We start from the raw sequence: 14,275 nt of genomic DNA on the forward strand, positions 1-14,275 counted from the left end.
AAAAATTATTTTATATGTTTTATGACATAATGACATTATGTATTTTTATTGAAAATATATCTATATGAAAGATAAAAGTTTTTATATTGAAAATTATGGTTGTCAAATGAACATATCAGATAGTAATATTATTAATTCTATTTTATTAAAAAATGGTTTTGTTTTATCTGAAAATTTAGAAAAAGCTAGTATAATTTTGTTAAATTCCTGTTCCATTAGAGAAAAAGCAGAGTTAACTTTAAAAAAAAAACTGGAACAGTTAAAGTTTCTTAAAAAGAAGAAGAAAAAAATTTGGATTGGAATTATAGGATGTTTTTCGAAAGAAATCAAAAAATTTTTTTTGAAAAAAAAAATGGTAGATTTTTTTGTAGATTCGAATTCTTATAGAGAAATACCTAATTTCATTCATTATTCTATAATGGGAAAAGAGTATTTTAATTTTACTAAAAAAAACGAAACTTATTCGGATATAAGTTTTATAAAAACAAAACAAAATGATAAAAAAATATCTGCTTTTTTAAGCATAACAAGAGGTTGTAATAATATGTGTACATTTTGTATTGTTCCTTTTACAAGAGGAAGAGAAAGAAGTAGCGATCCGTATTCGATTATTAAAGAATGTGAACATTTATATCATAATGGATATAAAGAAGTGACTCTTTTAGGTCAAAATGTAGATTCTTATATATGGAAAAAAGAAAATATGATCCAAGATCAAAAAAATATTGTAGATTTTTCTCATCTTTTAGATCTTTTAGCTCAAAAAATTCCTTTCATGAGAATTAGATTTTCTACATCTAATCCTCATGATATGTCTGATAAAGTATTAAAAGTAATTTCTAAACACAAAAATATATGTAAACATATTCATTTACCTGTTCAATCTGGTAGTAATAAAATATTAAAGTTAATGAACAGAAAATATACACGTGAAAAATATCTTTTTTTAGTTAAACAAATTAGAAATATTATACCAGAATGTTCTATTTCTCATGATATTATGACTGGGTTTTGTCATGAAAATGAGAAAGATCATCAAGAAACTATAAGTTTAATGAATGAAATAAAGTATAATTATGGTTATATGTTTTCTTATTCTCCTAGACCTGGAACTTACGCATATAGAAAATTGGAAGATAATGTTCCTATAAATATAAAAAAAAGACGATTACAAGAAATTATTGATTTACAAAATCAACATTCATTTTATAGAATGCAAGAACATTTGGGTAAAATAGAAGAAGTTTTGATTGAAGGAGAATCAAAAAGAAACAAGCAACATTGGTATGGAAGAAATACACAAAATTTAATTGTGGTTTTTCCTAAAAAATCCTTAAATATAGGAGATTTAGTTCATGTAGAAATAACAGATATTACATCTGCAACTTTAATAGGAAAACATTGTAAATGATGTAAAAAAAAATAAAAACATGGAATCCGTTTTTATTCAAAAAATAAAACAAAAGTTTGGAATCATTGGATATGATTATACTTTGCATAGAGCCTTAGAAAAGGCTATACAAGTTGCTCCCACTGACATATCAGTATTAGTTCTTGGAGAAAGTGGAGTAGGAAAAGAATTTATACCAAAAATTATCCATCAATATTCTTGCAGAAAACATCATACTTACATTGCAGTGAATTGTGGTGCTATTCCAGAGGGAACAATTGATAGTGAACTTTTTGGACATGAAAAAGGTTCCTTTACAGGAGCTACTAACATGCGGAAAGGGTATTTTGAGGGAGCATATGGAGGAACTATTTTTTTGGATGAAGTAGGAGAATTACCTTTGACTACGCAAGTTCGTCTTCTTAGAATATTGGAATCTGGAGAATTTATAAAAGTAGGATCTTCTAAAATTCAAAAAACCAATGTACGTATTGTTGCTGCCACTAATTTAAATATGACAGAATCTATACAAAAAGGAAAATTTAGAGAAGATTTATATTATAGATTAAATACAGTTCAAATTAATGTTCCTCCTTTACGTTTTCGTAAAAACGATATTAAATTTTTATTTAAAAAATTTTCCAATGATTTTGCAGAAAAGTACCATATGCCTCCAATAACATTTACTGAAGAATCTTTAAAATATTTAGAAAATTATTCTTGGCCGGGTAATATAAGACAATTGAAAAATCTTATAGAACAAATTTCTGTAATGGAAACTAAACGTGAAATTTCTGTAGAAAAATTAAAAGAATATACGCCAGAAAATATTCCATCAATATCTTTTTCTAATCATAATAAGGTAGTAGAAACTACATCTATTCATAATAGAGAAAGAGATCTTTTTTATAAAATTTTATTTGATATGAAAAAAAATTTGAATGATTTGAAAGATATTACTTTTCAATTAATTAAAAATAATTCTAATACTAGATTTATTGAAAAAAATCAGCATCTTATAGAAAAAGTTTTTGGAAAAATGATTCATAACAGAAGTAATTCTATATTTCAGTTAGAAGATTCATCTAAATCTGAAGAAGATTCAGATTATGAAGAAATAGAAGAGGATTCATCTAAAAATGAATTGTCTTCTTTTTCTTTACAAAAAAAAGAGATAGAATTTATTCAAAAAGCTTTAAAAAAAAATAATGGAAAAAAAAGAAAAACTGCAAAAGAATTAGGTATTTCAGAAAGAACCTTATACAGGAAGATTAAACAATATGGTTTATAAAAAAATTTTTTTCTTTTTTAGTTTATCTATGATGATTAGTTGCTATCATTCATCTTTTTCATCATTGTTTAACACAAAAAAAACAATAGAAATAGGAAACTTTTCAGAAGTGATTAATATACCTGGTAGATCCATTTCTTTTGATTTAAAAAAGAACATTGAGGATTATATTACGAAATATAATCCTTCTAATTTAGTATTAAAAAAAGGAAATGTTGTTTTAGAGGGGGTAGTTTTGTATTATGGATCTTATCCATTGGGAGATTATAAAAAAGTTAAAATAACAGTAAAAATATTTTATAAAGATAAATCTGAACCAAAAAATGATTGGGAAAAAGATTTTATTATATCTGAAGTATTTTATGATCATATAAAAGAAGTTTTTCCAAGAAAAATTATTGATAAAATTATAAATAAATTAACTGTTAGAATATATAGCGAAATATTTAATGATTCTAGTATCTAATAATAATTGATAGTTTTATTTAATATGGAAAATATATCTATAATTATACTTAGTTTTTTTATTGTTTTAATATGTTTTTTATTTACGTTAATAATATTAGTACAAAACCCTAAAAAAGGAAGTATTCATCAATCTTTTATGGAAAAAAATTTTAGATTTTTTGGAATTAAAAGAACAAATACATTTTTAGAAAATATTACTTGGTTTTTATCTATTGTTATATTTTTTTTAACTCTATTTTTCAATCTTTTGTTAAAATCAAAACGTTAAAAAAATATGTCATAATGACATTAAACATCATTCAAATGAAAAAAAAATCACTTTTTTTTCATTTGGCATGTTTTTGGCTCCTTAGTAAGAATTAGAACCGTAAATCTTAAAATTATTTATAATATGATGGAAGTAAAGATTAAACCGTTAGCAGATCGCGTTCTTGTACAACCTGATCCTGCTGAAACAAAAACCTCTTCAGGTATTATTATCCCTGATACAGCAAAAGAAAAACCACAAAAAGGAACTATAATAGCAGTAGGAAAAGGGAAGAAGAATGAACCTATGAATTTAAAAGAAGGAGATAGAGTTTTGTACGGTAAATATTCTGGTACAGAATTGAAATGGGAAGGAGAAGAATATCTCATTATGCGAGAATCTGATGTTATAGCAATCATATAATTTTTATTAAATCAGGAAAATTCATTTATATAAAAATTTATTAAACTAAAAAAATTATGGCAAAAGATATTAAATTTGATATTGAAGCGAGAGATAAGTTAAAAAAAGGTGTGGATGCATTAGCAAATGCAGTTAAAGTGACTTTGGGACCAAAAGGTAGAAACGTTGTATTGCAAAAATCTTTTGGTGGACCTCAAGTAACTAAAGATGGTGTAACTGTTGCAAAAGAAATAGAATTAGAAGATCCTATAGAAAATTTGGGGGCTCAAATGGTAAAAGAAGTAGCTTCTAAAACCAATGATGTAGCTGGAGATGGAACAACAACGGCCACTGTGTTAGCTCAAGCTATTGTTAGAGAAGGATTAAAAAATGTGGCAGCAGGAGCTAACCCTATGGATTTAAAAAGAGGTATAGATAAAGCTTTAGAAGTTGTTATTTTAGATTTAAAAAAACAAACTCGAGAAGTTGGAGGAAATACAGAGAAAATAAAACAAGTTGCTTCTATTTCTGCAAATAATGATGAAAAAACAGGAGCTTTAATAGCCGATGCTTTTGAAAAAGTAGGAAAAGAAGGAGTTATTACTGTAGAAGAAGCAAAAGGTACAGATACATCTGTAGATGTAGTTGAAGGAATGCAGTTTGACAGAGGTTATCAGTCTCCTTATTTTGTAACAAATACCGAAAAAATGATAACAGAATTTGACCAACCTCAAATTTTATTATCTGATAAGAAAATAGCAGCAATGAAAGATTTGTTACCAATATTGGAACCTGTAGCCCAATCTGGTAAACCTTTATTAATTATTTCTGAAGAAGTAGAAGGTGAAGCATTAGCTACATTAGTAGTCAATAAAATACGAGGTACTTTGAAAGTGGCAGCTATCAAAGCTCCTGGATTTGGAGATAGGAGAAAGGCTATGTTGGAGGATATTGCCATATTAACAGGGGGAACCGTTATTTCTGAAGAAACAGGAAGTAAATTAGAGGATGTAAAGCTACACATGTTGGGGAAAGCAGAAAGAGTGATTATAGATAAAGATAATACTACCATTGTCAATGGAGGGGGAAGTAAAAAAGATATAAGAGCTCGTGTAGATCAAATTAAAGCTCAAATAGAATCTACTACATCAGATTATGATAAAGAAAAATTACAAGAACGTCTTGCAAAACTAGCTGGTGGTGTAGCTGTTCTTTATGTCGGAGCTGCTTCTGAAGTTGAAATGAAAGAAAAAAAAGATCGTGTAGATGATGCTTTAAATGCTACTAGAGCTGCTGTAGAAGAAGGAATAGTAGCTGGTGGTGGAGTTGCCTTAGTTCGAGCTATAAAATCTTTAGATCATACAAAAGGAGATAATTCAGATCAAGATACTGGAATACAAATAGTTAGAAGATCTCTTGAAGAACCTCTACGTCAGATTGTAGCTAACGCAGGAGGTGAAGGATCTGTAGTTGTAGCTAAAGTGGCAGAAGGAAAAGGAGATTTTGGGTACGATGCTAAAATTGGAGAATATAAAAATATGATAGTAGAAGGGATTATAGATCCAACAAAAGTTGCTAGAGTTGCCTTAGAAAATGCCGCTTCTGTATCAGGAATGTTATTAACTACTGAGTGTGTTGTTACAGAAATAAAGAAAGATGAAATTAACGCTGCACCACCAATGCCAGGTGCTGGAGGGGGAGGAATGGGCGGAATGATGTAAAAAAAAAAATAGTGTCTTTTAAAAAAGGCACTATTTTTTTTTTTACATCACAATAACTAACTAATAACTAAAACCAATTTTTTTGAATTTTCAAAGTTTTTTCGATAACATCTCTTACACATCCTTTTCCCCCTTTTTTAGGGGAAATATATTTAGATACATTTTTTACTTCTTGTACTGCATCTATTGGAGAACAAGGTAAAGCTACAGATTTCATAATTTCTATATCAGGAATATCATCTCCCATATAAAGAATTTTTTTTTTAGAAATGTTTAGAATGTTACAATATTCATCTAAATATTTTTTTTTATTATCTACCCCTTGGTAAATATAGGGAATATTCAAATTTCTTAAACGTCTAAAAACCATTAAATCTTGCCCCCTTGTTATGATACATAAATTATATCCCTTTTTTTTCGCCAATTGTATTGCATATCCATCTTTAGAATACATTTTTCTAACCAAATTTCCATTTGGAAACAAATTTAAAGTACAATCAGTCAATACTCCATCCACATCGAATATGAAAGTATTAATATCGTTCATTATATTCATATAATTTTTCATACACTTCTCTCTACCTACCAAATAAACATAACTGGATTTATATTATTTAATTCTTAATCCTTAAAAAAACATAGAACTATAATATAAATAGTACTGAAACTAAATAATAAAAAAATCTCTAAATCTTAAATTAGATATCTTCAAAATTGATATCTGTAAAATTTTTTATATCTGATGTTTTTTTTTGTTGTGTATCCTTATCCTTAATTCCTTGATTATATGTAGTATGATGATTTTTAAAATCTTTTTGATGACGTTCTGAAATAACTTCTCTTCCTTTTTCATTAATGATAAATCGAATCATATCATCAAGTATACTTTGAAACTTTGAGAAATCTTCTTTGTACAAATAAATTTTGTGTTTTTTATAAGTTATTTCTCCTGTTTCAGAAAAATTTTTCTTACTTTCAGTTATTGTCAGATAATAATCACCAGCTCTTGTTTCTCTCGCATCAAAAAAATAAGTACGACTACCAGTTTTTAGAGTTCGTGAACAAATTTCATTTCTTTCTTTGATATTTTCTTTTTCGTCCATTTCAAAAATTATTATAATCCCGATTAGACAAATCTAAACAAAAAAAATGGTATAGACCATTTTTTTTTACTATAATTATCTGAAATTAATTTTTTAAAAAAAAACTATAACTTTTTATTTTTGATATTCTTCCATTTTTTAAAACAATAAATAAATCAAAATCAGAAACATAAGAAATATCATGAGTTATAATAATTATAGTACTAAATCTCATATTTTTTTTAATATAATAAATAATTAATTTTCTGGTTTTTTGATCTATGGAAGAAAAACTATCATCAAATATAAGAATTTTAGGTTTTCTTATAATAGCTCTAGCGATACATATTCTTTGTTTTTGACCTCCAGATAAAGTAATTCCTTTTTCTCCTATAATAGTTTTGTATCCATTTTTAAAATTTAGAATATCATTTTCTATCATAGCTATTCTAGCTGCGTTATATACTTCATATGGTGAAACTTGTTTTACACTTCCAAAAAGTATATTATTATAAATAGAATCTGAAAAAAGAAAAGATTCTTGAGGAACATAACCTATATTTTTTCTAAAATCATATAAATTATGATCTTTTAACGATAAATTATCTATTAATATTTCTCCTTTATGTGGATCATAAAAACGAGATATTAATCTACCTATCGTTGTTTTACCTGATCCTGTTTCCCCTGTTAAGATTAAAGTTTTTCCTCTCATTAGAGTAAATGTTATTTTATTAATTGTATTGTTTTTTTTATTTTGAATTATTTTATTTTTGCAATAAAAAAAACTTACATTTCTAAATTGAATTTTTCCAGATATTTTTGTATTTTTTATTGAATTATTATTTAATATTTCAGGTTTTTCTTTCAAAAATTCGCTAATACGAACTTGCGATACTTTAGCTCTTTCTAAAATAGAAACAACCCATCCTAATATAATAAAAGGAAAAATTAAAACATTTATATATGTGAAAAATTCAGCAATAATTCCAATTTCTTTTATTTCTCCCTCAAAATATTTTTTACCTCCAAAAAAAAGAATTATCAAATGACAAGTTCCTATAAAAAAAATAATAACTGAAGATAATATAGTATCTATTTTAGCCAATTCTATATTTTTCTTTTGATATTTTAGTATAATTTTCTTATGTTTTTCTTGAAAAAAAGATTCCGATACAAATGATTTAATAATATGGATTCCTGAAAAAGTTTCCTGTATAAAAGAGCATATAATAGACTGAAATTTTTGAACTTCTTCACTTTTATTGGTAATATAAATACTAATATAGTATACAAAAATAAAAAGAATGGGAATAGGTAAAATAACATAAAAAGTTAATATTTTATTAATCCGTAACATTTGCATAACAACTATAAAAAAAAGAACAATAAGATTCAAAAAATACATTATACCAGGACCTATATACTGTCTGATAAAAGATACGTCTTCTGTAAGACGATTCATTAAATCTCCTGTAGAATTTTTTTTATAAAAAGACAAACTTAATTTTTGATAATGTAAAAAAATTTCATTTTTTATGTCAAATTCTATCATTCTAGACGTAGTTATTATACATTGCCGCATATGATATTTTACAAAACCACCTATAATTGGAACTATCAATATCACACTGGTATAAAGACAAATATCTTTTTTTAAATAGGTAGAAAGAGGATATGATGTCTTTGAAAGACTTGTAAATATATTTTTTATGGTATTAATAGATTTTCCTATATAATGAATAGGAAGTACAGTTAAAATATTTGATAATAAAATTAATAAAAATCCAATACACAAACGTAATTTGTACTTTTGACAATATTTTTTGCTAAAAGCAAATAAATCACCCATATAACACACAAAAATACAAACTTTTTAAGTTTAATTTTTTATTTATATAATTGTACAAAAAATTTTGTCGTGAATAAAAATCAACATTATTTTATTATAACAAAAAAATGTCAATAAGACGACGCTTTAGGATAAGAAGTTTACAATTTTTATATGCTCAACATTTATCTAAAATGGATTCAAATAAAATTGAAGAAAATATGCTTCAAAGTATTGAATCATTACATGATCTATATATTTTTCTTCTATATTTAATTCTAAAAATTAGAGAAAACGCATTAAATTTAAAGAAAAATTTATATAATAATAAAAATAAAACAGATATTATACAAAAATTTGCATATAATTCAGTGATAAAAATACTATCCAAAAATAAATATTTAATAGAAGAATACCATTCTACAAAAAATTCTGAAAAAATTTTATGGAATCAACAAGACAAATATGTTTTTATTTTATTGCAAGAAATACAAAAATCAAGTTTTTGCAAAAAATATTATAAAAAATCTTCTTCTTTCGAAGAAGAAAAAAGATTTTTAATAAAGTATTATAAAAATTTTGTCATTCCAAATAAAAAATTAATGGAATACATAGAAAACTTATATCATTTTAATATAAATGTAGAAGAAGATTTATATATAGCTCATAGTATGGTATGTAAAACTTTACAATTCATTAATCATTCCACTCCTCAAAATTTTGAGTTGTATAATATTTATAAAAATGATAAAAATAAAAAATTCATTATTGATTTATATCGAAATACTCTTTTCCATAAAGAAGAATTTAATAATTTAATCAGCAACATATCAAATAATTGGGATATAAAAAGAATAGCAATTATAGATTTGATTATATTGCAAATGGCTATTTGTGAATTTTTATACTTTCCAAATATTCCTCCTAAAGCAACTATAAACGAATACATAGAAATTACAAAAATTTTTTGTATGGAAAAAAGCAAAATTTTTATTAATGGAATATTAGATCAAATATTTAGATTTTTATATAAAAAAAATAAAATTTTCAAAACAGGTAAGGGGCTCATGTAAATATACTCAAAATATTATATTTTATGTTTTTTTCATTACAACAAAATTCTATTACAAACACTATTTGGATGTTTGTATTAATTTTAATTATATTTTATTTTTTTATGATACGTCCTCAAATAAAAAAACAAAAAATTGAAAAACAATTTCAAGAAAACTTAAAAAAAGGAAATCATATAGTAACAAATTCAGGATTACATGGTAAAATCATAGATATTGTAGATCATTTTTGTATACTGGAGACTATAACAGGTAAAATAAAACTTGAAAAAAATACAATTTCAAAAGAATTAACCCAATTACGTTATAGTAATAATAAAAATAGTACGAACACAATTGATTATGATAAAAAAAAGAAGAAATAATCAAATAAAACTAATAGGTATAACGGGAAAAATGGGATCCGGTAAAAGCTTACTTTCCTCTTTTTTCAAAAAAAAAGGAGTTCCTGTTTATTATTCAGATAAAAAAGGAAAAATACTTATGAATAAAATAAGAATTATAAAAGAAAATATTATAAAATTTTTTGGTAAAGATTCTTATAAAAAAAATATAATAAATAAAACTTATTTATCTCAAATTGTATTTAAAAACCCTATAGCACTAAAATTATTATGTAGCATTGTACATCCATGGATATCAATTGATTTTAAAAAATGGATGTTATCTATTACAAAAGTAAATAAAACAATCTATGCAATAAAAGAGTCAGCTTTATTATTTGAAACTAAAAGTTATAAAAAATGTGATTTTATTATTACAACAATTTCAACAAAGGAAAATATGATTGAAAGAATCATGAAAAGAGATAATTTAAATGAAAATCAAATTATAGACCGTTTAAAAAATCAAATATCTAATAAAAAAAGAAAAAAGAAATCAGATTTTATAATTAGAAACGATTTTTCTATACAAAATTTTCAAAATGAGTCAGATATAATATTTAAACACTTAAAAAAACTAATAAAAAAATAAATAGAATATGGGTAAAGGAGACAAAAAAACTAAAAGGGGAAAAATAAGAAATAAGACTTATGGAAATCTCAGACCAAATCCAAGAAATACAAGAAAAAAGAAAAAAGGAAAATGATATTAAAAATGTTCATTTTTTCTTTCAGTAAAAAAGGATAAAAAATACATGAGCTGAGCTAAACTAGCTAAAGCAGAAACCACATAAGTCATAGCTGCCCAATTTAATGATTCTTTAGCCTTTTGATATTCCTGATAATTAACTATATTTTTATTTCTAATCCAAGTTAAAGCTCTATTACTTGCGTCAAATTCTATAGGTAATGTAACAAAAGAAAAAATTACAACTAAAAAGAATAATCCTATTCCTAGTTTTAGAATTAAAGTATCTTTCCCTCCTGAACTATAAAAAACAGTTAATCCAGATATTATTGCCAAATTTATAAATTTAGAACTAAAATTTAAAATAGGAATTAAACGATTTCGCAATTTTAATAAATCATAACCTAATTTATGTTGTAAAGCATGTCCACATTCATGAGAAGCTATTGCAGCCGAAGCTGTATTGCTATTATTGTAAATATTTTCACTCAAATTAATTGTTTTATTCATAGGATTATAATGGTCAGTTAATTCTCCTTCTGAAGAAAGAACATGGACATCATGGATTCCATGATCTTCTAACATTTTTTCTGCTATTTCTTTTCCATTCATGCGTGATTGTAAATTTAGCTTAGAATAAGCTAATAACTTATTTTTTAATATTGTATCAAAAACAATACTTACTAAAAATATAACTCCCACAATGAAATAATAAGTCATACTAAATATATTTTCTAACAAAATTATTAATTTATTAATTAAAATGAAAATATATAAATTAGCTTATACTTAAGTATGTCAAACTTTTGACTATGAATATCCCAAGAGTCAACAATTTAAAAAGAATCGTCATTATTGGTGGTGGTTTTGCTGGATTACAAGTAGCAAAAAAATTAAGAAGAGACAAATTTCAAGTTGTTCTTATAGATAAAAATAATTATCACACTTTTCAACCTTTGTTATATCAAGTAGCTACAGCAGGTTTAGAACCAGATTCTATAGCACATTCTATTAGAAATATTATAAAAAAAACTAAAAACTTTTTTTTTAGATTAGCTGTAGTTCATTATATCAATATAAAAAAACAAAAAATACATACGAATATAGGAATTTTATCCTATGATTATTTGATTATAGCAACAGGATCTATAACTAATTATTTTGGAAATAAAAATATAGAATCTTTTGCTTTACCCATGAAATCTATTCCAGAAGCCTTAAATTTAAGGAGTCTGATTTTACAGGATTTTGAATCTGCTTTATTAATGAAAAATGACAAAGAAAAGAAAAGACTTATGACTTTTGTCATTGTAGGAGGAGGTCCTACTGGAGTAGAGTTAGCCGGAGCATTAGCTGAAATGAAAAAATATGTATTACCATATGATTATCCTGATTTAGATATTCAACATATGAATATTCATCTATTACAAGCTACTTCTAGATTACTAGATGGTATGTCTGAACAATCAGCTAGACAAGCTTATAAAAACTTGAAAGAATTAGGTGTAATTATTTGGTTAAATTGTTTAGTAAAAGATTATAATGGAGAAATAGTTTTTATGGAAAAAGATCAAAAAATAGAATCTTCTAATGTCATATGGGCAGCAGGAGTTAAAGGTGCAATCATAAAAGGATTCTTAAAAGAAGATATAATAGGAAACAGAATTTTAGTAGATAATTATCTTAAAACTATAAGATATGAAAATATTTTTGCTATTGGAGATATAGCCTATATGTATGGAAACAAAAATTATCCTAATGGTCATCCTATGACAGCTCAGCCTGCCATACAACAAGGAAATTATCTAGCTAAAAATTTGAATTATTTTTTAGTAGATGGTAAAAGTTATAATATGAAACCTTTTGTCTACAAAAATTTAGGTTCAATGGCTACTATTGGTAGAAATAAAGCAGTATGTGATTTTCCTTGTTTAAAATTAAAAGGTTTTTTAGCATGGATTGTTTGGATGTTTGTTCATTTAGTTAGTTTAGTAGGTTTTAGAAATAGAGCAATAGCTTTAACAAATTGGATTATTCAATATTTTCATTATAATAAAAGTGTACGTTTAATCATAAGACCATTTTATAGAAAAAAAATTATTTAAAAACAAGTTGAGAAAGAATATTTTTTATTTTATTTTCTGTTTCCAGATACTCTTGATTTATATTACTATCTATAGTAACACCACTTCCAGCGTATAAAATCATTTCTTTTTTTTCTTCTTGTATTTTTACACATCTTAAATTAAGATATAATTCCATATTATTTTGATTAATTATTCCAATATATCCTGTGTAAAAATCTCTTTTATATCCTTCATTTTTACAAATAAAATCTAAGGATTTTTTTTTGGGAAATCCACATACAGAAGGAGTTGGATGTAAACGATTTAATATTTGATAATAATCAGGTTCTTCATGAAAAGAAAAAAAAATTGGAGTTTCTAAATGTTGTAAATGACCTGTCTTTATAATTTTAGTATCTTTTATATGAAGATTTCCTTTATAAGATTTTAATAGATCAATAATATATTTTATTACAATTTTATGTTCATCTATTTCTTTTTTTGTCCATTTATTATATCCCCAAACGGTTCCTGCTAAAGCTGAAATTTTTAATTTTTTATTATAACATTCCATTAGAAGTTCTGGAGAACATCCCATCCAAAACCCATGATTAAAATCGTACCATAAACTAATTAAAGCATTAGGATAAGATGTGATTAATCTTGTAAATGTATTTTTAAAATAAAAATTCCGAAAAGGAATTTTCATAGATCTAGATAAAACAATTTTTTTTAATTTTCCTTGTTTTATATTATCAATACCTTTTTCTATTAAATTTTTATATTTGTAAGAATAAGTTAAGAAAGAAGAATTTTTCTCCCAAGAAAAAGGAAAAATTTTTTTTTCTTTATAAATATTTTTTATATCTACGTAATAGATTTCTTTAGGAAATATTTTTATAGTATGATTTTGATTGAAACTTTTAATCAAAAAAAATTTTACGGTTACAGAATAATTATAATGGGAATAAAAAAATATTTTTTTATCATACGGTTTTCTAAAAACCACAAAATTATTATGTCTATGATAATTTTGTATAACTTTTTTGTATAAAGAAAAAACACTAATTTCTATTGACATATTTATTTTTCGTCATTATAATATTAGTTAGTTTACAAAAACTAATGATATTTTTATTTTCATCGTAAACATCAATTTTAATAAAATGTAAAATATTTCCTTTATGGAAAATTTTGGCTTTTGCAAAAAGAATTCCTTTTTTTACAGATTTAACATGATTTGCAGAAATCTCAATACTAAAAACGTTAGAACTATTTTTTTTTTCATTTTTAATATTTATAAAAGAAATAGAACTTCCAACACTTTCAGCTAAAATCATGACAGCTCCCCCATGCAAATAACCAAAAGGTTGAAATATTTTATGACTTACAGGCATTTTTGCTACTAATATGTCCAATTTAGAAGATAAAAAAATAAATTGGATTTGCATTGTATTCATCAATGCATTTTCTTTTATTAAATTATTTAATTTATTCAATAATTCTTGAATTACCTTTATCATTGTGTATTATACTATACAATAAACAAAAAAAGAAATAAAATAAATATCATGCGAACAATTTACATTATATTACTTTATTACTTTATTTAATAAAATATAACTGAATTAGG

At 24.4% G+C, this 14,275-nt stretch carries 17 protein-coding genes; 11 read left to right on the forward strand and 6 right to left on the reverse strand.

From position 1 onward, the window contains the following. Positions 1-64: 64 nt before the first annotated feature. From miaB to groL, 6 genes are all read left to right on the forward strand, one after another. A complete protein-coding gene (gene miaB, locus H0H44_RS02125) occupies positions 65-1,411 on the forward strand; it encodes a tRNA (N6-isopentenyl adenosine(37)-C2)-methylthiotransferase MiaB (protein ID WP_185871493.1) in 1,347 nt (448 codons plus the stop codon). Between the two features lie 19 nt (positions 1,412-1,430). Beyond that, positions 1,431-2,681 (forward strand): sigma-54 interaction domain-containing protein, encoded by a 1,251-nt coding sequence (locus H0H44_RS02130; RefSeq protein ID WP_185871494.1) that lies wholly within the window; start codon positions 1,431-1,433, stop codon positions 2,679-2,681. Beyond that, positions 2,671-3,147, forward strand: a complete 477-nt coding sequence (locus tag H0H44_RS02135; RefSeq protein ID WP_185871495.1) for a hypothetical protein — start codon at positions 2,671-2,673, stop codon at positions 3,145-3,147. The genes H0H44_RS02130 and H0H44_RS02135 overlap by 11 nt, the downstream gene beginning before the upstream one ends. A 24-nt stretch (positions 3,148-3,171) precedes the next feature. After that, positions 3,172-3,417, forward strand: a complete 246-nt coding sequence (gene secG, locus H0H44_RS02140) for a preprotein translocase subunit SecG (protein WP_185871496.1) — start codon at positions 3,172-3,174, stop codon at positions 3,415-3,417. Positions 3,418-3,540: 123 nt separating this feature from the next. Beyond that, positions 3,541-3,819 carry a co-chaperone GroES gene (locus H0H44_RS02145; protein WP_185871497.1) on the forward strand — a complete coding sequence of 93 codons (279 nt, stop codon included), beginning with the start codon at positions 3,541-3,543 and terminating at the stop codon, positions 3,817-3,819. Between the two features lie 56 nt (positions 3,820-3,875). Next, positions 3,876-5,519, forward strand: coding sequence for a chaperonin GroEL (gene groL / locus H0H44_RS02150; RefSeq protein ID WP_185871498.1), 1,644 nt, complete (start codon positions 3,876-3,878; stop codon positions 5,517-5,519). A 67-nt stretch (positions 5,520-5,586) separates the two neighbouring features. On the opposite strand, the gene H0H44_RS02155 is transcribed toward groL, so the two are convergent. From H0H44_RS02155 to H0H44_RS02165, 3 genes are all read right to left on the reverse strand, one after another. Continuing rightward, positions 5,587-6,066 carry a KdsC family phosphatase gene (locus H0H44_RS02155; protein WP_238786119.1) on the reverse strand — a complete coding sequence of 160 codons (480 nt, stop codon included), beginning with the start codon at positions 6,064-6,066 and terminating at the stop codon, positions 5,587-5,589. Positions 6,067-6,217: 151 nt separating this feature from the next. Next, positions 6,218-6,622: a DUF3276 family protein gene (locus H0H44_RS02160; RefSeq protein WP_185871500.1), complete on the reverse strand. Its 405-nt coding sequence runs from the start codon at positions 6,620-6,622 to the stop codon at positions 6,218-6,220. An 85-nt stretch (positions 6,623-6,707) separates the two neighbouring features. Continuing rightward, the gene (locus H0H44_RS02165) at positions 6,708-8,453 is read right to left on the reverse strand and encodes an ABC transporter ATP-binding protein (protein WP_185871501.1); all 1,746 of its coding nucleotides are present in this window, start codon (positions 8,451-8,453) and stop codon (positions 6,708-6,710) included. Positions 8,454-8,560: 107 nt separating this feature from the next. Between H0H44_RS02165 and nusB the strand changes: the two genes are divergently transcribed. The 4 genes from nusB to H0H44_RS02185 are packed head-to-tail and all read left to right on the forward strand — an operon-like array spanning position 8,561 to position 10,595. After that, positions 8,561-9,505 (forward strand): transcription antitermination factor NusB, encoded by a 945-nt coding sequence (gene nusB / locus H0H44_RS02170; protein WP_185871502.1) that lies wholly within the window; start codon positions 8,561-8,563, stop codon positions 9,503-9,505. A gap of 23 nt (positions 9,506-9,528) precedes the next feature. Then, on the forward strand, positions 9,529-9,870 hold the full coding sequence (gene yajC, locus H0H44_RS02175; RefSeq protein WP_185871503.1) for a preprotein translocase subunit YajC: 342 nt from the start codon (positions 9,529-9,531) through the stop codon (positions 9,868-9,870). Beyond that, positions 9,848-10,480 (forward strand): dephospho-CoA kinase, encoded by a 633-nt coding sequence (coaE, locus tag H0H44_RS02180; RefSeq protein WP_185871504.1) that lies wholly within the window; start codon positions 9,848-9,850, stop codon positions 10,478-10,480. Before yajC ends, coaE begins: the two co-directional genes overlap by 23 nt. Before the next feature lie 7 nt (positions 10,481-10,487). Beyond that, entirely contained in the window at positions 10,488-10,595 is a 108-nt protein-coding gene (locus H0H44_RS02185; protein WP_185871505.1) for a 30S ribosomal protein THX, read from the forward strand. A gap of 2 nt (positions 10,596-10,597) precedes the next feature. Here H0H44_RS02185 and H0H44_RS02190 read toward each other — a convergent pair whose 3' ends face one another. Beyond that, a complete protein-coding gene (locus tag H0H44_RS02190; RefSeq protein ID WP_185871506.1) occupies positions 10,598-11,296 on the reverse strand; it encodes a zinc metallopeptidase in 699 nt (232 codons plus the stop codon). A 92-nt stretch (positions 11,297-11,388) separates the two neighbouring features. Here H0H44_RS02190 and H0H44_RS02195 point away from each other — a divergent pair, with 92 nt between their 5' ends. Next, positions 11,389-12,681 carry an NAD(P)/FAD-dependent oxidoreductase gene (locus H0H44_RS02195; protein ID WP_185871507.1) on the forward strand — a complete coding sequence of 431 codons (1,293 nt, stop codon included), beginning with the start codon at positions 11,389-11,391 and terminating at the stop codon, positions 12,679-12,681. Here H0H44_RS02195 and H0H44_RS02200 read toward each other — a convergent pair. Next, positions 12,674-13,723: a chorismate-binding protein gene (locus H0H44_RS02200; protein ID WP_185871508.1), complete on the reverse strand. Its 1,050-nt coding sequence runs from the start codon at positions 13,721-13,723 to the stop codon at positions 12,674-12,676. The genes H0H44_RS02195 and H0H44_RS02200 overlap by 8 nt on opposite strands. Beyond that, entirely contained in the window at positions 13,707-14,165 is a 459-nt protein-coding gene (locus tag H0H44_RS02205; protein WP_185871509.1) for a PaaI family thioesterase, read from the reverse strand. Before H0H44_RS02205 ends, H0H44_RS02200 begins: the two co-directional genes overlap by 17 nt. Between the last annotated feature and the right edge of the window lie 110 nt (positions 14,166-14,275).

This window comes from Blattabacterium cuenoti, from assembly GCF_014252115.1.
Lineage (GTDB): Bacteria > Bacteroidota > Bacteroidia > Flavobacteriales > Blattabacteriaceae > Blattabacterium > Blattabacterium cuenoti_AK.